This is a genomic window from Sphingobium sp. R-21, assembly GCF_049913335.1.
Taxonomy (GTDB): Bacteria; Pseudomonadota; Alphaproteobacteria; order Sphingomonadales; family Sphingomonadaceae; genus Sphingobium.
This window is the reverse complement of the sequence record NZ_CP184374.1, coordinates 67,543-87,589: the sequence shown is the minus strand read 5'-3', so window position 1 is coordinate 87,589 and position 20,047 is coordinate 67,543. Positions and strand designations below refer to the sequence as shown.

Below are 20,047 nucleotides of genomic sequence, written 5' to 3'. Positions count from 1 at the left end.
CTGATTGAATCAGATCGCCGCTCTGAATTCTTTGGCTTCCGCGATTTCTTAACCAGCGATCGGTTCCGATCGCTTGGAAATCACTCTATTCTTCGATCGCGACGTGATCTTTGGTATTCTGAACATACTTCAGCGGATTGTATCGCACCTCCGGTGCGGAGACGGGGGGTGTCGCCGCACACATGGATAGAACCGTCATCACCTGGGGATGATAGCTCAATGTAGACAACCAATACCCCCAGCCCGAGACGCAAATATATTTAAGTTCACAACGGTCATCGAAACGTGGCGAAGTTTTCCGACCCAGTTCCAAATGCTCGATACCGTAATGGCGGCATGATCGGCCTCCGCAGCACCGAGATCGAGTACGCGCCGACAACCGCGCAGGTGATGGGCTGGATCGTCCACATCGATCCAGCCCATCACCGGACACTTCAGCCATCGATCAGACACGCGTCAGATCGGTAGGCTTAACAGTGGTCAACAGATCCTGATCACGCCGGCTCGGCGGACAGTTCCTTGAGGACGTCCCGGGTCAATTCGGGAGTGAGCTTGATGAAATGCCCATCGACGGTCGGCGGAAAAGATGTGAGCCCGCCCAATATGTCGGTCTTCGCCAGGATTACCGTCGGCCGATCCGACGCAAGCGCATCATCCATGCCCTGCCGGAGCGCATCAATGTCATGGCCATCGCATTCGACGACGTTCCATCCGAAGGAACGCCATTTGTCAGCAATTGGTTCGACCGTGGTGACGAAGGTGATCGGCCCGTCAACCTGGGAATTGTTGACGTCCATCACCGCAATCAGATTGTTGACCTTGTGATGAGCGGCGAACATGGCCGCTTCCCAGGTCTGTCCTTCCTCCATCTCGCCATCGCTGATCAGCGCGATCGTTCGTCCGCTCTCGCCAGCAAACCTCTGGGCGAGCGCCAGGCCAATGCCGCCGGAAAGCCCCTGCGCCAGCGAACCGCAGGTGATGTCGACAATCGGCGTGCGTTCCGTACTGATCGCTTCCAGCAATGCTTCGTCCTTGCCATAGTCGGCCAGCGCCTCGCGCGGGAGAAGGCCGATCTCCGCGGCGACGGCATAGAAAGTAATGGCATAGTGCCCCGGCGACAGCACGAAGCGGTCCACGCCCTGCCGCCAGTAATTTTCGCCGAAGATCACTGCCATGATCTCCGCCGTGCCGAGCGCCTGGCCCAGATAGCCGAAGCCCTGAATATCAACCATATTAACGGCGTTGACGCGAATCCGTCGGGCGAGATCTTCGGTGTTGTTGGACTGTGTCATGCCCCATACTCCTTGCAATATTCAAACTTCAGCGAAATGGGGGCCTGTTGGCCGCCCTCACCAGGGGAACAGACCGGCTGAAAGCAACTTCCCGAACAGATCAACTATCGGCTGGCTTCGCCACCCTCCCCCAATCAATGGCGCTGGGCGCTGATCGCAGACAAATCGATCTCCGATAGCTGCCGACGCCGGAATTCGAGTGGCGACATGCCCAGATCCTGCCGGAACCGCCGCGAGAAATAGGCGTGATCGTCGAACCCGCATTCAAACGCCACCTGGGACACCCGCCTGTCGGTATAGATCAACAACTCACGCGCATGCTGCAGCCGCGCCTTGAGCAGAAGCTCGCCGAATGTCTGCCCGGTCACCCGCTTGATGCGGGCGGCCAGGCAGCTGGAAGAGATTGCAAGGTGGCGGGCCGCTTCGTGGATCGACAGGCGCTCGGCCAGATTGGCGTCAATGAACTGACGCAACTCGTCGATCTTGTCCGAAGCACCTTCATGCTGCTCCATCTCGGCCACCTCGACGATCTCGCTCTCAAATGCCTCCACCACCTCAAGCAGCAGGATGGAAAGCTGCGCGCGCGCATATTGCTCAGCGCCCAGGCTTTGCGAGCCGTTGCGTTCGATCAGCGAGGTCCAGATCCCCTGGAGCTTCTCCGTCAGGCAGGGATCGCATTCATAGCGCATCTGCTTCTGCGCTACGAAGGGCAGAAGTTCAGGGGCCGCGCTCAGCGTACTGGGGTGCGACCACAGGCGTTGGGCATCCGCCGGCAGTTCGGGATGCAGGAATTTCAGATTGAACTGGATGGAAAGGCTGGCGGTGTGCCCGACGATGGTCGCGCCATGGCGCAGCCCTGGCGGGGTGAAGATCAGGCTGCCGGGATTGGCTTCAATCTCCGAACTGCCATAATGCTGCATGCGGCGACCAGAGAGGATCAGCAGCGCTTCGAAATGATCGTGCGAATGGACAGGAAATACGCCGCCGCGATGGCTTTCCTGGCGCGCCATGAAATATTCCGCAGTGTCGCCCCAGGTAGCCGATGCCGATAGATCGTTCATCATTTCCCCTCATTGCGGAGTCGAAGGACCGTGCTGTCGTACTGGAGCTAAGCATGCCAAATCGAAAGCCGTTAGGATAGCCAACTTGATTATTGGACGAATTGGCCGTCAGCGCCGGCAGCTGAGGAGGTCGAAAGAGAATGGGTGTCCCGCGCCAGCCCATATTGATCGACAATGACGTGGGAGCGATCGCGTGCGTCAGAATCTCGGCGTGGATGTCGATGACGCCCTTGCATGAAGCATGATCATCCCGATGTCTTCTGCGCGACGCTGCTCAACGCCCAGCCCCTCCTGCTCTTAGTGCCAAGAGACTTAGGCGATGTTGACAAAAGAGGTTTTCATTTGGGCTGAGTTCTGATTCAAGGCTGCTTTTTTGGGGCAGCGATGTTTCGGGGCGATTTGTCGGATGAAGAGTGGGCGGTGATCGGCGGACTTCTGCCGCCCGAACGCGGCCGGTGGGCACGGCCAGCGGGTGACAATCGCCTCTTTCTCAACGGCATGCTGCATGTTTTGCGGATAGGCTGCCCTTGGCGGGACATGCATGAACGCTATGGAAAGTGGAACTCGGTCTATGTTCGGTTCCGGCGCTGGGCCGAACAAGGCGTCTTGGACGCGCTATTGCAAACGCTGGTCGATCTGGGACTGACTGACGACTGGCAGCACATGATCGACAGCACCACGGTTCGCGGCCATGTATCGGCAGCGGGCGCTAAAGGGGGACTCATAAGGAGGCTTTTGGTCGATCACGCGGCGGCTTTACGAGCAAGGTCCACGCCCGCTGTGACAATCGCGGCCGCCCTCTTGGTTTTGTCCTCACGGGTGGGGAAGTCTCGGACTACAAGGCCGTTGACGACCTGATGGCTATGCCTGCGCCCAAGCCAAAAGCGCTGCTGGCCGACAAGGGATATGACGGCGACGATCTGCGGGCAAAACTGCTCATGACCAATATCCTGCCCATCATCCCGCCCAAGGCAAACCGCCGCGATCCTGCCCCATGCGATTTCCGGCGATATCGAGACCGCAACCGCATCGAGCGCATGTTCGGGGTCATGAAAAACCAGCGACGCATCGCCACCCGCTATGACAAGACCGCGCTCTCCTTCGCCAGCTTCCTTAACCTCGCCGCCGTGCGCCTATGGCTGAAATCTTTTGTCAACATCGCCTAATCCATTTCCGCCTTCCACCGATGAAAGGACGGAGATTCGCAGGGATAGCGCGCCGGAAATAGTATGAGCCGCCGTCGCGCCTAAGGAGATATGTCGACAAGAATCGCCTGCTACGTTTGCAGCAGAAAGTCGTAACAAACCCTATTTTGCGGATTTTCTCTAACAAATTCAATGTGTTAGAGTTAGTGGTGCCGCTTACGTGACTCGAACACGTGACCCTCGCATTACGAATGCGATGCTCTACCAACTGAGCTAAAGCGGCATTGGGGCGGGCAGATAACAGCGCTTGACGGGAAGGACAAGGAGGCAAATGCGATTTGCCGGTCCTGTTCGTCATCAGACCGCTTCGGATCATCATTTTGTCCCGCCTTTACGTCATCTTTACCATCCCGTGGCACCGTCGATTCTCAAGGAAAAGCTTTACCTGAACCAAGGACCGATGGAATGGACACTCTGCGGGGGCATGAAATCGCCGATGACGAGGATGATTTCGGTCCTGCCGACGACGCGGCTATCGAAACGCCGCCGCTTGTCGGCGCGGATGAGCGCCGGATGCAGGTGCGCGCCTATAATTATTGGGCGTCGCTGCTCGGCGACCGCAGCCTGCCGTCCATTGAGGATCTCGCGCCTCAGGATCTGGAGGATTTCGGCCCTTACAGCGTCCTGCTGGATTTCAGCACCGGGCTGGAGAATCCCGCCATCGTCTATCTTGGCACCGCCTTGCGCGAGGAGTGCGAGATCGAGGGCTCCATCCAGTATATCAATGATGTGCCGGCCCGATCGTTGCTGTCACGGCTGACCGATCATTATCTGCAGATCATCGCCAATGCCGCACCCATCGGGTTCGAGGCCGGCTTCATCAACCAGCGCGGCGCTGAAATCCTCTATCGCGGCATTTTGATGCCCTTCTCCTCCGACGACGAGACGATCGACTTCGTCTTCGGCGTCATCAACTGGAAGGAAGCGGCAAGCCAGGCCGTCACGGCCGAAATCGATCGGGAGGTGGAGGCCGCCCTGCTATCCAGCCCCGCCGCGCCGCCCGTCGCACCGATCTGGGCGGACGGTCCGGCGGTCGACGGGTTCGACACGCTCGACCTGGGCGGCATGGAAAGCCCGAATGAGGACGCACCCCTTGCCGACTGGCTGGCCCTCGCCCGCGACAGTGCGGAGCAGGCACGCACCAGCGAAGCGCGCAGCCATGCGGCGCTCTATCGCGCCATCGGCCTCAGCTACGACTTTGCGCTGGTCACGCTTGCCCGGCCCGACGAATATGCCGAACTGCTGGAGGATAGCGGCCTCAAGGTCCAGGCGCGCGCGCCGATGACAGCTGTCGTCAAGCTGGTCTTCGGCTCCAGCTACGACAAGACGCGCATCACCGAATATGCCACGGCCCTGGAACATGCCCGTGCCAACGATGTCGCCTTGGGCAGCTTTGGCGATTATCTCGCCAATTATGATGGCGGGCTGAAAGCACTGGTCCGCAACGAACGCGCCCAGCGCCGCACCGACGGTCCGGCCCGACCCGATCGCCAGCAGACCGCCCGCGCGGCGATGAGGACGGCGGCCGCGCTTGATCCCTTCGCGATCGCCACCGACGGCGACGGGCTGGCCGTGGTAATCGCCCGGCGGGAAAGGGACGGATCGCTCGCCATCGTCGGCGCTCTGCCGGAAGGATCGGAAATCAGCCAGCGCGCCATTACCGCCGCTGCCGGTTGAACACGCGACCCGCGACGTCATCGATCCACCCGGTTCGTTCGAAACCCGTCGCCTCCCGACGGGTTTTTGCCAGCATGGCCTTCGGGCGATCTTCCCAAGCCGCAAATGGGTTCCCATCGCGGCTCAAGCCCTGTCCATCGGCAGAAACCGCCGCGGCAGATTGACAGAACGGGATCATGCCCCGATTTCCTGACTTATCCTCACGGGCCATCCGCCCCATGCTGCACCGCACATAATATTTCAATTTTATGTAACTTTATTTCTTATTCTGGGTTGAGCCTCCGGATGCAGTGGCGCATAGTGGACGGCATCGGTTTGAGAAGTCGCGCGGCGGTTCTCCGGCGTCTTCTCCGTTGACAGAAGCGGGACTGAACCCGCGGGCAAGAGGCAGGCGCATGACGGCATTGGCTGAATCGAAGCAAGTTGATCGGGGCATAAGCGACGCGCTGGAGGCAGCGCTGGCACGAGGCACATTGCCTGGCGAAAGCGAAGGCTTCGACCAGCACGCGATGCTGTCGGCAGCCGCCTTCATCGCCGGCACTGCAGCGACCCGCCGGCCAGGCAACGTCGCCATCGCCATGGAAACGCTGGGCGAAGGGGCGAATGGCCGCTACATGCGCATCGCCATCATCAATGACGACATGCCGTTTCTGGTCGATTCCATCGCAAATGCGCTGGCAGCAGCCGACATCATCATCCACCGCCTGCTGCATCCCGTGTTGTCGGTCGAGCGGGACGGCAACGGCCATTTGAAGGCGATCCTGGACAATGACGCCGCCGGCGCGCGTCGGGAATCAATGATCTATATCGAGGCGGACCGCGCCGATGCGAAGGCTCGCCGGGCGCTTGAGAAAGCGTTGGAGGAAACGCTGGCCGATGTTCGCGCCGCGGTTATCGACTGGCCGAAGATGCGGGAGGCGATGGCCGCCGACGCCGACGCAGCGCCAGACGAGGAAGGCGCGGCGCTGCTGCGCTGGTTCCTTGCCCGTCACTTCACCCAGATCGGCCATGAAGTGCGTCATCGCGACGGGAAGGCGGGCGCACGCATCGGCGTCTGCGGCCTGCGCGACCGGCCCATGCTGGCACCCGCCACGCTGGAGGCGGCGTTCAACTGGTTCGAGGAAGGCAGGCGCGCGCCCCTCATCATCAAGTCGAACCGCCTCTCTCGGGTCCATCGGCCCGTCCTGCTGGACATGATCATCGTGCCAGTGCGGGAGGGCAAGCAGGTGACGGCGCTGTCCATCCACGCTGGCATGTGGACCAGTGCCGGGCTGGCGACGACGCCTGACAAGGTGCCTCTGCTGCGGTCGGCCCTGTCGGCGCTGATGGACAAGTTCGATTTCGATCCGCACGGCCATGCGGGCAAGGTGCTGACCCATGCGCTGACTGCCCTGCCCCACGACATCCTCATCGGCTTCGACCGCGAGACCCTGGAACGGCTGGTGCTGACCTTCATGTCGCTGACCGACCGGCCGCGCCCGAAGCTGGTGCTGGGGACGAGCGCGCTCGCCCGCCATCTCTACGCCTTCGCCTGGTTGCCGCGTGAGGAACTGACCACGGCGCGACGCGTCGCGGTGCAGGACATGTTGAGCCAGGCCTGCAACGGCCCGGTGCTGAGTTGGTCGATCGCGCTGGAGGAAAGCGGCCTGGCGCTGCTGCGCATCACGCTCGATCTGCGCGACGGTGGCGTGGTGCCCGATGAACAGCCGCTCGACCGGCAATTGAAACAGATGGTGCGGGGCTGGCTGCCCGCCGTCGAGGAGGCATTGGCCGAAAGCGAGGAGGCGGGCCGCGCCGCAACGCTGGCGCAGCGTTACGCTCCCGGTTTCCCCATGGGCTATCGCAACGGCGCCGGCCCGGCGGAGGCAGCCATAGACATCCGTCTGCTGCACAGCCTTTCGGGGCCTGGCGACAAATCGATCCGTATCTATCGCAATGAAGAGGATGGGCCCGAGCGGCTGCGGCTGAAGCTCTACAGCCATGACGCCATCGCCCTGTCCGAAGTGGTCCCCGCCTTCGAGAATTTCGGTTTCCGCGTCATCGACGAGATGCTGACGGCCGTTGATGCCAAGGGGCAGGAAGGTGCGCTTGGCCATGTCCAGCGCTTCGTCCTGGAACTGCCGGCGGGGGGCGATGCCGAAGGCGTGATCGCCCGCGCTAACGTCGTTACGGAGGCGATCGCCCAAGTCACAGAGGGCGTGGCGGAAAATGACCGCTTCAACGAGTTGATCGTCACCGCCGGGCTTGACCAGCGATCGGTCGTGCTGCTGCGCGCCCTGTTCCGCTATCTGCGGCAGACCGGCATGGCCTATGGCATGGCGACATTTGCCGAAACGCTGCGGCGGGAGCAGGGCATCGCCCGCCAGCTCATCGAACTGTTCGAAGCGCTGCACAATCCCGAGGCGAAGGATGGCCCCGCCCGGGCCGCCGCCGCGCAACGGGAGATCGAGGCGGGACTGGAGAAGGTCACCGCCATCGATGAGGATCGCGTTCTGCGCCTGCTGCGCGCCGTGATCGCCGCAACCCTGCGCACCAATTTCTACAGCGCGGTCGCGCAGGAGGCGCTAGCGTTCAAGCTCGACAGCGCGCAGATCCCCGGCCTGCCCGCGCCGCTGCCATGGCGCGAAATCTGGGTCTATTCGCCACGGGTGGAGGGCATCCATCTGCGCGCTGGCCCCGTTGCGCGCGGCGGGCTACGCTGGTCCGACCGGCGGGACGATTTCCGCACGGAGATCCTGGGTCTCATGAAAGCGCAGCGGGTGAAGAACGCCGTCATCGTGCCGACCGGCGCGAAGGGGGGCTTCTATCCCAAGCAGCTTCCCAGTCCGCAGGTCGATCGCGACGCCTGGTTCGCCGAGGGCACGGAAAGCTATCGCATCTTCATCCGCGCGCTGCTGTCGGTCACCGACAATATCGTCAAGGGCAAGGTGAAGCACCCGGCGCAGGTCGTCATCCATGACCGCGACGACCCCTATTTCGTCGTCGCCGCCGACAAGGGCACCGCCACCTTTTCCGACGTCGCCAACGCCCTGGCGCTGGAGCGGGACTTCTGGCTGGGCGATGCCTTCGCCAGCGGCGGCTCCAATGGCTATGACCACAAGGCGATGGGCATTACCGCAAAGGGCGCGTGGATCAGCGTGAAGCGTCATTTCGCGGAAATGGGCGTCGATGTGCAGAGCGAACCGGTCCGCGTCGTCGGCTGCGGCGACATGTCGGGCGACGTGTTCGGAAATGGCATGCTGCTCAGCCAGGCGATCAGGCTGGTCGCCGCCTTCGATCATCGCCACATCTTCCTCGATCCCGATCCCGATCCGGCGAAAAGCTGGGAGGAACGCAACCGCCTGTTCCAACTGCCCCGCTCAAGCTGGGACGATTATGACAAGAAGCTGATCTCCAAGGGCGGCGGCGTCTTCCCGCGCAGCTTGAAGAGCATTCCCCTTACTGCGGAAGTGCAGGCGATATTGGGCGTCACCGACACGGAAATGGAGCCTGGTGCGCTCATCTCCGCGATCCTGAAAAGCCCCAACGACCTGCTCTGGTTCGGCGGCATCGGCACGTATGTGAAGGCCGCTGCGCAAAGCCATGGCGACGTGGGCGATCCGGCCAACGACCGCCTGCGCGTCAATGCCGAGCAGCTTCGCGTGAAAGTCGTGGGCGAAGGAGCCAATCTGGGCGTTACCCAGGCGGCGCGCATCGCCTTTTCGCTGCGCGGCGGTCGGATCAACACCGACTTCATCGACAATTCGGCGGGCGTAGACTGTTCGGACAATGAGGTGAATATCAAGATCGCGCTCAACAAGGAAATGGCGGAAGGCCGCCTGACCTTCGACGACCGCAACAAGCTGCTGGTCAGCATGACCGATGCCGTGGCCGACATCGTGCTGGAGGACAATCGCCTCCAGGCACTCGGCCTGTCCATCGCGGAGGCGGGCGGCGCGGCGGAGCTGGCGAGCTATGTGCGGCTGATCGAAACCTTCGAAGAGTCAGGCCGGCTCGATCGGCAGGTGGAGGGCCTGGCCGCCAACGACCAGTTGCTGCGGCGCGGGCAGGAGGGGCTTGGCCTCACCCGGCCAGAACTGGCGGTGCTGCTCTCGACCGCCAAGCTGGCCCTGCAGGACGCGATCGAGCATGGCAACCTGGCCACCGACCGCAGCATGGACGACGAACTCGCCCAGGCCTTCCCACCCGCCATGCGCAAGAAGGAAGCGGACGCCATCGTCGCCCATGCGCTGAGGAAGGAGATCATCGCCACCAAGGTCGCGAACCGGATCGTCAACCGGCTGGGCCTTATCCATCCTTTCGAACTGGCGGAGGAAGAAGGCTGTTCGCTGGCCGACCTTGCCAGCGCCTTCCTGATCGCGGAGCGGCTCTACGACATCCGCCAGCTATGGGAGGATATCGACGCGGCGGAGATGTCCGAAGCGGCGCGCCTCGCGCTGTTCGGCGACATCGCCAATGGCATGCGGGCGCAGATCGCAGACATTCTCCGCAGCCTCCCGTCCGGCGCCTTGCCGCAGGCAGGGCATGGCGCACTGGCCAAGGGCGTGGACAAGCTGGCGAAGCGGGTGGACGACCTGCTCACCAGCGAAGCGCTGCGCCGGGTCACGGCCGTCTCCGACCGCCTGCTGTCCCTGGGCGCGCCAGAGGCCCTGACCCGCCGCACCGCCGGGCTGTTCAAGCTGGATGGCGCGGTCGGCATCGCCGCGCTGGCCGGACGCCTGTCACTCGACGAGGTCGCCCTCACCCGCGCCTTCACCCATCTGGGCGAAGCGGTCGGCATCGACTGGGTCCAGTCCACCGCCGCGCGCATGGCCCCGTCCGATCCATGGGAACGTCTGCTGATTTCCGGGGTGGCGCGCGACATGCAGCAGGTGCGGCTCGACTTCCTCGCCCAGGGGTCAGGCAAGGATATCGCCCATCATGTCGAATCCTGGCTGAAGGCAAAGGGTGCGCGGATCCAGCAGTTCCGCGCCCTTGTCCAACGCGCCAAGGGGGCAGCGACGCCCAATGTCGCGATGCTGGCGGAAATTGCCGGCCAGGCGCGCGGATTGCTGGGGCGGTAAAGCGCTTTCCCTCGATTGCCGCCCTTCCGCAAAGACAGGAAGGGCGGCAATCGAAGAGACTTATTCGGCCGCGTCCGGCTCGGCCGTCACCGACCCTTTGCCCATTCCCGGCCCATAGACCGGCGTCAGCGGCTCCACCACGCGCCCGTGCAGCGCCTCGATCTCGGCCTTGCGCTGCTTCAGATATAGTTCGCGATAATAGGCGTAGGGATTTTCCTCGTCGCGGATCTGCTGGATCGTCTCGTCAAAGGCGGCGCGTTCGCCAAGCTGGTTCAGAATCGTCGCGGGGATGACATATTTGGGTTCGTTGAACGGCTTGCCGATGGCAAAGGGCACGATCATCTTGTCGACCGTGTCGCCGATGATGTCGCGCAGGGTCGTGGGGCCGACGATCGGCAGATACATGTAAGGCCCCGGACCTACCCCATAATAGCCGAGCACATTGGCAAGGCCGTTGGGCCGATAGGGCAGGAAGAAGGGCTTGCGCTTCGCCACGTCGAACAGTCCCGCCACCCCCAGCGTGGTGTTGATGGTGAAGCGGCCGGCCGTCTCCACCGCCTTGCCCGGCTTGAATTCGAGCAGATAGGCCAGGAAGACCACAGGCTCCTGCAGGTTGGAGAAGAAATTGCGCAGTCCCTTGCGCGCAGGCTTGGGCAGACCCTTGTTATAGGCCTTGGCAACCGGCTCCACCACGGCCTTGTCGACGGACTGCACCGCCTCGAAGCTCTTTTCGTTCAGCCGCTCCAGCGGATCGCCCGGCGGCGGCCGGGTGTGGCCAGTCACCACGATCTCGCCCGGCTGCGGCGCTGCCGCCGCGGGTGCGGTGCTGCCCGGCAGGTTCGGCATGACCGGCGGAGGCGGTACGACCAGCACCGGCGACGCACCATCCTGTGCCGCCTGCGGGTCCACGGAGGCTCCGGACGCCGGTGCAGCGATCGCAGGGGGGGCGACCGCTGGGGCGGTGGACACAGGGGAGGCCGGCGCCATCGTCCCTTCCGGTCCCGCTTGTACCCCCATCATCAGCATTCCAGCGGCTATGGCCGGCGTCAGCATATCGTCATTCCTTGCAGGCAGGCCTTTGCGACTGATGACATTTTCCGTGTCACGCTCGTCATCAAAGGCGGCTAGTTGCCAAGGGGTCACGCGTCAATAGCATGACGTCGCCCCCTGCGCCGGACCGCCGTTCATCGGCAATGATCCGGTCGCATACATTTTGATACAAATTTGCCGCGCCCCCTGTTTGCAATTGCGAGTCGTTCGCGTTATGGAGGCCACCTCTTCTCTACAGGACTCGTCCCGCTTCCGATGCACGCCCCCGTCCGCACTCAGCCGAACAAGAAGAAGAGCCCCAAGGCCTTCTGGCTGAAACAGCTTCATACCTGGCATTGGATGAGTTCAGCGATCAGCCTGCTCGGACTGCTGCTGTTCGCCTTCACCGGCATCACGCTGAACCACGCCGCCGATGTGGAGGGCACGCCGCAGACGGTGAGCAAATCCGCCATCCTGCCGCCTGCCCTGCGCGGGCAGGTCGCACCCGACGATGCGCCCGACGCCAGGAAGCCGCTGCCCGCTCCGATCGCCCAATGGGTGGAGAAGACGATCGGCCAAAGCGGTGCGGGCGAAGCGGAATGGTCAGCGGACGAAGTCTATCTTGCCTTGCCGCGCCCCGGCGGCGACGGCTGGATATCGATCGACCGGCATAGCGGCGAGGTCACCAGCGAGGCGACCAGCCGCGGCTGGATCAGCTATCTCAACGACCTGCACAAGGGCCGCAATGCCGGCGATGTCTGGAAGTGGTTCATCGACATCTTCGCCATTGCCTGCTTCCTCTTCGCCCTGACCGGCCTGCTGCTGCTCTGGCTCCACGCCAGGAAGCGCCCGACCACCTGGCCGCTGGTCGCCGCGGGCCTCGCCATTCCGGCCATATTGGCCGTCATCTTCATCCATTAAAGGGGGAGTTCCTCACCGCATGCAGATCAACCACAAGATCGTCCTGACTGGCGCAGCCATGGGCGCGAGTGCAATCGCCCTGCCTGCGGCCGCGCAGACGCTGGACGTCACGCTCACCCTGCCGCGCCTGTCGGTGGCGGAATATCACCGCCCCTATGTGGCGATCTGGCTGGAGAAGGAAGGTACGCCCGCCCGCACCCTGTCCGTGCTCTACGATGTCGACAAGCGCAACAATGGCGGCGTCAAATGGCTGCGCGACATTCGCATGTGGTGGCGCGCCTCCGGTCGTTCGCTGACCCTGCCTGCCGACGGCATATCCGGCGCCACCCGCGCACCCGGCACCCATAAGCTGAGCTTCCACGCTGGCAAGGGCGGCATGCCGGCATTGTCCCCCGGCAAATACACGCTGGTGGTGGAGGCCGCGCGCGAATCCGGAGGACGCGAGGTGGTTCGCGTCCCGCTCAACGTGACGGCGGCCGGCGCCAAGGGCAGCGGCAGTGGGCAGTTCGAGCTGGGCGCGGTCAACGCCGTGCTGTCGCGCTGAGGGGAGGAAGCCATGATGAAGTTCCGCAAACCGCTGTTCCTGCTCGCCGCGACGGTCGCCATGGCTCTGCCGCAAATGGCGGGCGCGGCGCGGCCCTGGATGCTGCCCTCCGAAACCATGTTCGCCGGCTCCGGCAATGAATGGGTAACGGTGGACGCCGCCATTTCGAGCGATCTTTATTATTTCGACCATCCGGGCCAGGACTGGCAGCCGGTGGTGACCGCACCCGACGGCAGTGCAGTCCAAGTGGAAAATCGTAGCGTCGGCAAGTTGCGCCAGACCTTCGACCTGGGCATCAAGACCAAGGGCACCTACAAGATCGCCATCGTCAACGAGATGCTGATGGGCAGCTACATGCTGGATGGCGAGCGCAAGATGCTGCCCCGCGGCACCACGGCCGCGACGCTGGCGACCGCCGTGCCGCAGGGCGCGACAGACGTGCAGACGGCGACGGCGCGCACCCGGATCGAAACCTTCGTGACAGCGGGCGAACCGGACCGAAAGGTCTTCGCAACGACCGGCACGGGGCTGGAGATGGTGCCCGTCACCCATCCCAATGACCTTGCGGTGGGTGAACCCGCCACCTTCCAGTTCCTGCTGAACGGCAAGCCGGCAGCCGGCATGGATGTCGTCGCCATTCCGGGCGGCATCCGGTATCGGTCGGACCTCGGGCAGATGGACGCGAAAACCGACGCCAACGGCAAGGTCAGCTTCACCTGGCCGGAAGCAGGCATGTATTGGGTCAGCATCAGTTCCGGCGGACGGCGCGGACCTGGTCCGGGTGCGGGCGGTACAGGCAATGCGCCCGGCGCGGGGCGGCCGCAGGGTCAGGCGCAGGGTGAAGGCGGCCCCCGCCCGCTCATGGGTCCGCCCCAAGACCGCGCCACCTATGCGATGACGGTAGAGGTGCAGGGCTGATCCCCGACGCGATCCGCATCGCCATCCCGCCCGGCCTCTCGCCCGCCCTGTTCGAATCGAGCAATCGGGCGGGCAGGATCAGCGCCCTTTGCGGTCCGACCATGGGCACAAGCTGGTCCGCCCGCATCGTGGACGCACCCCCCGACAGCAGAGCTGCGATAGAGGCAGTGCTGGGCCGGGTCATTGCGCAGATGAGCAATTGGGAGGAGCATTCCGCCATCAGCCGCTTCAACGCCGCGCCGGTCGGCGATTGGATGCCGCTTCCCCCTGACATGATGACCGTGCTGCGCGCCGGGCTGGACATGGCCCGGATATCGGGCGGCGCCTTCGATCCGGCGGTGGGCCGGCTGGTGGAGAAATGGGGCTTTGGTCCCAACGGGCCGACGGGCCTTTCCGTCGTGCCCCATCACCCCTCCCCCTGGAGCGTCATCGAGATCGAAGGCGGCAGCGCCCGGCGGATGGCTGATGTGACATTGGACTTTTCAGGCATCGCCAAGGGCTTTGCCGTGGACATGGTCGCCGATACGCTACGCGAGTTGGGCGCGGCACATTTCCTCGTCGAAATCGGCGGCGAATTGCGCGGACAAGGCGTCAGGCCTGATCTTCAGCCCTGGTGGGTGGATGTGGAGGCCCCTCCCGGTCTTTCGCTGCCAAGCCTCCGCATCGCTCTTTGCGGCCTGTCCGTCGCGACATCCGGCGATTATCGCCGCTTCCGCGAGGAAGGAGGCGCTCGCCTCTCCCACAGCATGGATCCCGCCCGCGGCGCGCCGATCGCCAACGATGTCGCCTCGGTGACGGTGCTCCACGACAGCGCGATGTGGGCCGATGCCTGGGCCACGGCGATCACCGTCCTTGGCCATGACGCCGGCATGACCCTCGCCACCCGCCACGGGATCGCTGCCTGCCTGATCCGAAGGCTGCAAGGAAGGGGGCAGGAATATATGACCCCTGCCCTTGCCGCCATGCTGGAGTGAATGGCGGATGGTCGGATCCTCCTCATCGCAAGACAAGGAGGATCGCCCGGCTCAGTTGCAGACCCGCACCTTCACGCGACGGTCGCGATAATGGTTGTAGCGCCACTCCGTCCAGCAACGCTGGCGATAATGCCCGCGCCAGTAGCGCCGGTCGCCGCGCCAGTGACGGCGGTCGTCATCGCGCCAGTCGCGCCTGCCGTCCCAACGGCGGTCATCCCAACGGTCGCCGTGATATCCGTCGCGATAACCGTAGCCGCCATAATATTGCGCCTGTGCAGGGCCTGCACCGACCCCCATGGCGGTGATCGCCAGGCCCAGAGCCGCCGCACCCTTCCACAAGATATTCATGTCCGTCTCTCCTCAACATGGACACCCGTCACCGGGCCATGGTGGGAAGATGCGCCGACCTTACTGAACCGTCCGGGAACGACGTCGTCAGCCCCCGTTCATGGATTCTCAGCGGCCGCGCAGGGCGCCTTCCGCCTCCAGCATATAGTCGCGCGTGATCGGCAGGCTGCGGCGGTCCCGGACATATTGGACCTGGTAATTCACCATGCTGCCATGCTCGAACACCGTGGCGGCACCCGCCAGATAGAAGGTCCAGAGGCGGAAGAACCGCTCGTCATAAAGCGCGATGATGTCGGCCTTGTGCGCCAGGGTCCGCTTGTACCATTCGCGGATGGTGAGGCCGTAATGCATCCGCAACACCTCCACATCCGTGACCATCAGCCGCGTGCCCTCGCTGCCCTGGATCATCTCCGACAGGGCGGGGATATAGCCGCCGGGGAAGATATATTTCTGGGTGAAGGCATCGGTGATCCCCGGCCCGTCGACCCGCCCGATGGTGTGGATCAGCATGACCCCGTCGGGCGTCAGCAGGTCGCGGCATTTGTTGTAGAAGGTGCGGTAATCCTTGGTCCCGACATGCTCGAACATGCCCACCGACACGATGCGGTCAAATGGCCCCTCTATGTCGCGATAGTCGATCAGTTCGAAACGCACATGGTCGGCCACGCCCAGGTCCTGCGCCCGCTGTCGCGCGACTTTCAACTGCTCTTCCGACAAGGTGATGCCGGTCACGTCGACGCCGCAGGTGCGATGCAGGTACAGCGCCATGCCACCCCAGCCGCAGCCTATGTCCAGCACCTTCATCCCCGGCTTCAGGTGCAGCTTGGCCGCGATATGGGCCTTCTTGTCCTCCTGTGCCTGTTCCAGGCTGATGCCCGCCTCATTGTCGGCATCGGGGAAATAGGCGCAGCTATATTGCCGGTCACGGTCAAGAAAGAGCGCGTAGAGCGCGCCCGACAGATCATAGTGATGCGCGACATTGGCCTTCGCACGGGAACGGTGATTGGCCGCCCACAGCTTCCGGCGGATCGCCTTGAAACCACGCTTGACGGAACCCAGGTCGCTGATCGACTTGCCCGTTTCCCACGCATTGTTCATGCGGATGAGCGAGATCAGTTCCATGATCCCGCCGCCCTCTATGGTGACCCGCCCGTCCATGAACGCCTCGGCCATGCCCAGGCGCGGATCCTTGATGATGTCGAACGGCACCCGCGCATCATGGAATTTCAGCGCCAGCGCAGGAAAGCCGGGTTCGGCGACCCCGACCGTGATCTTCCTGCCGTCATGATAGTAAATGTCGAGCTGGCCGCGCGTGACGAGCCGTTTGATGACGCGATCGAACAATTTCATGGGACCACCCTGTCAGGTCATTTCGTTCGCGTCAAATGCCTGCATACCAATCATAGCCGGCGCGGTCCTCCCAATAGCCGCCCTTCCCTCCTGCTATGCCGTGGAGACTTGCAACCGCTTCAATCTTCATCAGATATTTCGCCTGCTTGTAGCCCAGTTGCCGCTCCACCCTCAGCCGGAGCGGCGCGCCGTTCGCCACGCGCAGGGGCCGGTCGTTCAGCGCGAAGGCCAGGATGGTCTGCGGGTGAAAGGCGTCCACCAGATCGATGCTCTCATAATAGCCGCCTCCGCCGCCCATGTCGTCGGCGCAGTGAAAGACGATGTAGCGTGCCCCATCCCGCAGCCCCGCCGCGTCCAGAATCCGCTTCAACGGCACGCCCCGCCATTTGCCGATGGCACTCCACCCCTCGACGCAGTCATGGCGCGTGATCTGCTCGCGATGGGGCAAGGCCCGGATCTGCGCCAGCGAAAGGGACAGCGGCCGTGCCACGAGTCCGGCTACATCCAGCCGCCAGTCGGCAAAATCGCGGCGCCACAGCGCCTTATATTCGGGCGTGTTCGGATTGGCGGTGCCGTTGGGCCGGAAAAAGGGCGAAATCTGGTCGGGGCGGAACTCCCGGGCCAGCGCGTCGCGCGCCATCAGGCTGCGCTGCGCCCATTTGTGGAAATTCGCGGCGGAAAACAGCGTCTCGCGGACTGTCTCGTTCTTCGCAAGCCGATCGCATCCCACAAGCGTCGCAGCGGCGCCCAGCACCAGGCTGCGCCGGTTGAGGATCAGGCTCATCGCCGCACCTCGGGCAGGCGGTATCGACCGCTGATCATCGAGCGGATTTCGTTCAGGGGGCCGGCAAGCAGCACCATCAGCATATGCACCAGGAAGAAAGCCACCAGCGTGAAGGCCGCGATGAAATGGATCGAGCGCGCCGATTGCCGACCGCCGAACAGGTCGACCAGCCAGGGCCATGCCGCGTTCATCCCCGGCGCCATCGTCAGCCCGGTCAGTATCACGAGCGGCAGCAAGACGAAGATCACGCCGATATAGCTTCCCTTTTGCAATACATTGTACCGCAGCGCCGCTTCGCCGGTCGGGAAGCGCAGCCGGGCATGGTCCCGGATGTCCTGCCAGATGTGGCGGGGCGCCAGCTCCCCCCGCCGGAAGGCGAGGTCACGCCCCAGATGCCCGCCGAACAGGCTCCAGAGCATATAGAGGAGCAGCGCAAAGGCAAAGATCGGCGCGGCGGTCAGATGCCAGTGCCGCGACATCGCCAGATCATAATGGGCGGGCAGGGTCAGCCAGCGTCCGAACCGCCCAAGTTCCAGCCAGGGCCGGTCGAAATTCGCGCCATATTGCCCCCAATAGAGCCGGGGATGCGCGTTGAAGATGCCAAGCCCGCTGGCGAACAACGTGTAGAGCAGCAACGCATTCAGCCAATGCCACAAACGCGTCGGCCACCGGTGGCGCAGCACCAGCTTCGGTTCGGCCGATCCTGCCTGGGATGAGAGACGGTCCATGGGCAACTGTTACCCCTTTGCACCAGCAGCGTCAAAAAGGATGGGCTGCCCTGCCCCATGAATCATTTTTCATGCTTCCATTCATGTGGGAGCCAGATTTCGGGTCCATAAGCACCCTGCCGGGAACAAGTCAATTTCCCGGCTTTTGAAGCTTCTATGGATCGATGCCCTGTCAATTCAAGAGGGACGAAATGGAAAATATTTTACAACTCAGTCTCTTTTAAAAACCGATTGAGAACATAAATCGATCTCACCCGGTTCAGGGTATAGAACAAGTCAAGAGGAATACCATGAAAACTGCGATTTTCGCAGCGATTGCTGCTGCCACCGTTTCTGTTCCTGCCTTTGCTCAGGATGCTACACCCTTTACTGGGCCGCGCGCTGGCGTCACCATGGGTTATGACAAGGTCCATGGCGGCGACGGCTTCAGCTACGGTGTATCCACCGGCTATGACCTGGCCGTCACCCCCCGCGTAACTTTCGGTCCGGAAGTGTCGTTCAGCGATTCCACGGCCAAGTTCGGCGGCGTCGATGCGAGCCGCGATCTCGCCGCATCGGTGCGCCTGGGCTATGTCGTGACGCCGCAGGTGCTGGCGTTCGGCAAGGTGGGCTACGCCAACAGCCGCTTCGAAATTCCCGGCGACCACCAGACGCTGGAAGGCGTCCGCTATGGCGGTGGCCTCGAATATTCGGTAACGCCGCGCACCTATATCTCGGCCGAATATCAGCGGACCGAATATGAAAATAATTTTGGCGGTCGGGACGCGGGCGTAGTGGGCGTCGGCTTCCGCTTCTAGAGCGGGTTTCCCGCGATTTCCTAACCAGCGATCGATTCCGATCGCTTGGAAATCGCTCCAGGCGAGACGCGATTCAAAAATGGGGCGGCCCCAGCGGAGCCGCCCCATTTTCATGCAAAGTCAGACTGTTGCGAAAAAGCATCATACATTTGTAAAGTTCATATCCATGTTGCAACAATGACAATCTCGTTACATATGCGCGTCGTCAGCGATCAGTTTCGCTGCATGCAGGACGGGAGGATAGGCCGGTCAATATCGGCGTTCCAGATGACGATCAAATAATGACATGTAACGTCATCCCGTAAAAAGAACAAACGACAGTCCAAATTACAGGACTATTCGTTTCTGATGATATGAGGATTTTATGAAGACTGTGATTTTCGCAGCCCTTGCTGCTGCCGCCATTTCCGCTCCCGCTTTCGCTCAGGACGCCGCGCCCTTCACTGGCCCGCGCGCGGGCGTCATCGGCGGCTATGACAAGCTCGGCGGTAACGACGGCTTCGCTTATGGCGTGTCGACCGGCTACGACCTGGCCGTCACCCCGAACATCACCTTCGGCCCGGAAGTGTCGTTCAGCGACACCACTGTCGGCGGCAATGGCACGGAAGTCAGCCGTGACCTGGCTGCTTCGGTCCGTCTGGGCTACATCCTGACCCCGCGCGTTCTCGCCTTCGGCAAGGTCGGCTATGCCAACACCCGCCTCGAAGCGTCGAACAGCAACTTCGGTGGTTCGATCGAAGGCGTTCGCTACGGCGGTGGTATCGAATTCGCAGTGACCGGCAACACCTACATCTCGGCTGAATATCAGCGCAGCGAGTATGAGGACAATGTCAGCCGTGATGCCGGCATCGTCGGCGTCGGTTTCCGTTTCTAATCCCTCTCGGATGGAACAGGGAAAGGGCGGTCCTGACGGGCCGCCCTTTTTCTATGCCCAAGGCAGGGGTTTCAGATCCGGCGCCATCCAGGTCCGCCGCGCTTCCGCCGACATCAACCGCTCACGCGACCAATAGGCAAACGGCCAATCCTTGTCGGCCATGGGGGAGGCCATCAGCGCGGCAAAGGCTTGCCCTGGCGACACGCCTTCCGGCAATCCCGCCAGCACCGCCCGCGCCGCACCCAGCGACGCCTGTGTGATCGTCTCATGATAGCCGGACGTATCGCTGTTCACGCCGCCCACGCTTTCATTATAGGCCGCGATCATCCCCGGCATGTCGCGCTCCGGCACCAGATCAGGCCGCCGCAGCATCAGCCATAATGCCATCGCAAAATGGGCCCTGTGGGTCCACTCCTCCTTGGGGAGCGTTCGCGCGCAAAAGCCCGTCGCGATCCATTCAATCTCTTCGTCCGTCATTCCCA

17 protein-coding genes, 1 tRNA gene and 1 pseudogene are annotated in these 20,047 nt (G+C 62.9%); 9 read left to right on the top strand and 10 right to left on the bottom strand.

Annotation, left to right across the window (positions count from 1 at the left end):
* Window positions 1-494: 494 nt before the first annotated feature.
* Both ACN9MX_RS00370 and ACN9MX_RS00365 read right to left on the bottom strand, forming a co-directional pair.
* Window positions 495-1,292, bottom strand: a complete 798-nt coding sequence (locus ACN9MX_RS00370) for a transketolase (protein WP_133655087.1) — start codon at window positions 1,290-1,292, stop codon at window positions 495-497.
* A 134-nt stretch (window positions 1,293-1,426) separates the two neighbouring features.
* Window positions 1,427-2,356: a helix-turn-helix domain-containing protein gene (locus ACN9MX_RS00365; RefSeq protein ID WP_426387207.1), complete on the bottom strand. Its 930-nt coding sequence runs from the start codon at window positions 2,354-2,356 to the stop codon at window positions 1,427-1,429.
* A 381-nt stretch (window positions 2,357-2,737) separates the two neighbouring features.
* Between ACN9MX_RS00365 and ACN9MX_RS00360 the strand changes: the two are divergent.
* Window positions 2,738-3,519 (top strand): annotated as a pseudogene (locus ACN9MX_RS00360) (IS5 family transposase).
* Here the strand turns inward: ACN9MX_RS00360 and ACN9MX_RS00355 are convergent.
* Together ACN9MX_RS00355 and ACN9MX_RS00350 are read right to left on the bottom strand one after the other, a co-directional pair.
* Entirely contained in the window at window positions 3,506-3,619 is a 114-nt protein-coding gene (locus ACN9MX_RS00355) for a DUF6538 domain-containing protein (RefSeq protein WP_426387206.1), read from the bottom strand. The pseudogene ACN9MX_RS00360 and the gene ACN9MX_RS00355 overlap by 14 nt on opposite strands.
* 86 nt (window positions 3,620-3,705) lie before the next feature.
* Window positions 3,706-3,781, bottom strand: a tRNA-Thr gene (locus tag ACN9MX_RS00350).
* Between the two features lie 182 nt (window positions 3,782-3,963).
* On the opposite strand from ACN9MX_RS00350, the gene ACN9MX_RS00345 reads away from it, so the two are divergent.
* Window positions 3,964-5,235 (top strand): PAS domain-containing protein, encoded by a 1,272-nt coding sequence (locus ACN9MX_RS00345; protein ID WP_363830882.1) that lies wholly within the window; start codon window positions 3,964-3,966, stop codon window positions 5,233-5,235.
* A 395-nt stretch (window positions 5,236-5,630) separates the two neighbouring features.
* The gene (locus ACN9MX_RS00340; protein WP_363830885.1) at window positions 5,631-10,298 is read left to right on the top strand and encodes an NAD-glutamate dehydrogenase; all 4,668 of its coding nucleotides are present in this window, start codon (window positions 5,631-5,633) and stop codon (window positions 10,296-10,298) included.
* A gap of 60 nt (window positions 10,299-10,358) precedes the next feature.
* Here the strand turns inward: ACN9MX_RS00340 and ACN9MX_RS00335 are convergent, their stop codons facing one another.
* Window positions 10,359-11,351: an MlaA family lipoprotein gene (locus tag ACN9MX_RS00335; RefSeq protein ID WP_363830888.1), complete on the bottom strand. Its 993-nt coding sequence runs from the start codon at window positions 11,349-11,351 to the stop codon at window positions 10,359-10,361.
* A 252-nt stretch (window positions 11,352-11,603) separates the two neighbouring features.
* Between ACN9MX_RS00335 and ACN9MX_RS00330 the strand changes: the two genes are divergently transcribed.
* From ACN9MX_RS00330 to ACN9MX_RS00315, 4 genes are all read left to right on the top strand, one after another.
* Window positions 11,604-12,248: a PepSY-associated TM helix domain-containing protein gene (locus tag ACN9MX_RS00330; RefSeq protein WP_363830890.1), complete on the top strand. Its 645-nt coding sequence runs from the start codon at window positions 11,604-11,606 to the stop codon at window positions 12,246-12,248.
* 19 nt (window positions 12,249-12,267) lie between these two features.
* Window positions 12,268-12,792: a DUF2271 domain-containing protein gene (locus ACN9MX_RS00325; RefSeq protein ID WP_363830892.1), complete on the top strand. Its 525-nt coding sequence runs from the start codon at window positions 12,268-12,270 to the stop codon at window positions 12,790-12,792.
* A 12-nt stretch (window positions 12,793-12,804) separates the two neighbouring features.
* Entirely contained in the window at window positions 12,805-13,710 is a 906-nt protein-coding gene (locus tag ACN9MX_RS00320; protein WP_363830895.1) for a DUF4198 domain-containing protein, read from the top strand.
* A 101-nt stretch (window positions 13,711-13,811) separates the two neighbouring features.
* Window positions 13,812-14,684, top strand: a complete 873-nt coding sequence (locus ACN9MX_RS00315; RefSeq protein WP_363830897.1) for an FAD:protein FMN transferase — start codon at window positions 13,812-13,814, stop codon at window positions 14,682-14,684.
* Between the two features lie 51 nt (window positions 14,685-14,735).
* On the opposite strand, the gene ACN9MX_RS00310 is transcribed toward ACN9MX_RS00315, so the two are convergent.
* The 4 genes from ACN9MX_RS00310 to ACN9MX_RS00295 form a co-directional block, all read right to left on the bottom strand.
* Window positions 14,736-15,032 (bottom strand): hypothetical protein, encoded by a 297-nt coding sequence (locus ACN9MX_RS00310; RefSeq protein WP_363739506.1) that lies wholly within the window; start codon window positions 15,030-15,032, stop codon window positions 14,736-14,738.
* 108 nt (window positions 15,033-15,140) lie between these two features.
* On the bottom strand, window positions 15,141-16,382 hold the full coding sequence (locus ACN9MX_RS00305; protein ID WP_363739504.1) for a cyclopropane-fatty-acyl-phospholipid synthase family protein: 1,242 nt from the start codon (window positions 16,380-16,382) through the stop codon (window positions 15,141-15,143).
* Window positions 16,383-16,413: 31 nt separating this feature from the next.
* Entirely contained in the window at window positions 16,414-17,166 is a 753-nt protein-coding gene (locus ACN9MX_RS00300; protein ID WP_363830900.1) for a molybdopterin-binding protein, read from the bottom strand.
* Window positions 17,163-17,894, bottom strand: a complete 732-nt coding sequence (locus ACN9MX_RS00295; RefSeq protein ID WP_363739500.1) for a cytochrome b/b6 domain-containing protein — start codon at window positions 17,892-17,894, stop codon at window positions 17,163-17,165. Before ACN9MX_RS00295 ends, ACN9MX_RS00300 begins: the two co-directional genes overlap by 4 nt.
* Window positions 17,895-18,184: 290 nt before the next feature.
* On the opposite strand from ACN9MX_RS00295, the gene ACN9MX_RS00290 reads away from it, so the two are divergent.
* Entirely contained in the window at window positions 18,185-18,691 is a 507-nt protein-coding gene (locus ACN9MX_RS00290) for a porin family protein (protein ID WP_363739498.1), read from the top strand.
* A gap of 364 nt (window positions 18,692-19,055) precedes the next feature.
* Entirely contained in the window at window positions 19,056-19,565 is a 510-nt protein-coding gene (locus tag ACN9MX_RS00285; RefSeq protein WP_363739496.1) for an outer membrane protein, read from the top strand.
* A 51-nt stretch (window positions 19,566-19,616) separates the two neighbouring features.
* On the opposite strand, the gene ACN9MX_RS00280 is transcribed toward ACN9MX_RS00285, so the two are convergent.
* Window positions 19,617-20,042: a hypothetical protein gene (locus ACN9MX_RS00280; RefSeq protein WP_363831230.1), complete on the bottom strand. Its 426-nt coding sequence runs from the start codon at window positions 20,040-20,042 to the stop codon at window positions 19,617-19,619.
* Window positions 20,043-20,047: the final 5 nt, after the last annotated feature.

Bases quoted from the DNA above. Each gene is read 5' to 3' on its own strand.
- ACN9MX_RS00325 (WP_363830892.1), top strand. From the start codon at position 12,268: ATGCAGATCAACCACAAGATCGTCCTGACTGGCGCAGCCATGGGCGCG.
- ACN9MX_RS00330 (WP_363830890.1), top strand. From the start codon at position 11,604: ATGCACGCCCCCGTCCGCACTCAGCCGAACAAGAAGAAGAGCCCCAAG.
- ACN9MX_RS00310 (WP_363739506.1), bottom strand. From the start codon at position 15,032: ATGAATATCTTGTGGAAGGGTGCGGCGGCTCTGGGCCTGGCGATCACC.
- ACN9MX_RS00315 (WP_363830897.1), top strand. From the start codon at position 13,812: ATGGGCACAAGCTGGTCCGCCCGCATCGTGGACGCACCCCCCGACAGC.
- ACN9MX_RS00280 (WP_363831230.1), bottom strand. From the start codon at position 20,042: ATGACGGACGAAGAGATTGAATGGATCGCGACGGGCTTTTGCGCGCGA.
- ACN9MX_RS00285 (WP_363739496.1), top strand. From the start codon at position 19,056: ATGAAGACTGTGATTTTCGCAGCCCTTGCTGCTGCCGCCATTTCCGCT.
- ACN9MX_RS00300 (WP_363830900.1), bottom strand. From the start codon at position 17,166: ATGAGCCTGATCCTCAACCGGCGCAGCCTGGTGCTGGGCGCCGCTGCG.
- ACN9MX_RS00345 (WP_363830882.1), top strand. From the start codon at position 3,964: ATGGACACTCTGCGGGGGCATGAAATCGCCGATGACGAGGATGATTTC.
- ACN9MX_RS00320 (WP_363830895.1), top strand. From the start codon at position 12,805: ATGATGAAGTTCCGCAAACCGCTGTTCCTGCTCGCCGCGACGGTCGCC.
- ACN9MX_RS00365 (WP_426387207.1), bottom strand. From the start codon at position 2,356: ATGATGAACGATCTATCGGCATCGGCTACCTGGGGCGACACTGCGGAA.
- ACN9MX_RS00290 (WP_363739498.1), top strand. From the start codon at position 18,185: ATGAAAACTGCGATTTTCGCAGCGATTGCTGCTGCCACCGTTTCTGTT.
- ACN9MX_RS00370 (WP_133655087.1), bottom strand. From the start codon at position 1,292: ATGACACAGTCCAACAACACCGAAGATCTCGCCCGACGGATTCGCGTC.
- ACN9MX_RS00295 (WP_363739500.1), bottom strand. From the start codon at position 17,894: ATGGACCGTCTCTCATCCCAGGCAGGATCGGCCGAACCGAAGCTGGTG.
- ACN9MX_RS00305 (WP_363739504.1), bottom strand. From the start codon at position 16,382: ATGAAATTGTTCGATCGCGTCATCAAACGGCTCGTCACGCGCGGCCAG.
- ACN9MX_RS00340 (WP_363830885.1), top strand. From the start codon at position 5,631: ATGACGGCATTGGCTGAATCGAAGCAAGTTGATCGGGGCATAAGCGAC.
- ACN9MX_RS00335 (WP_363830888.1), bottom strand. From the start codon at position 11,351: ATGCTGACGCCGGCCATAGCCGCTGGAATGCTGATGATGGGGGTACAA.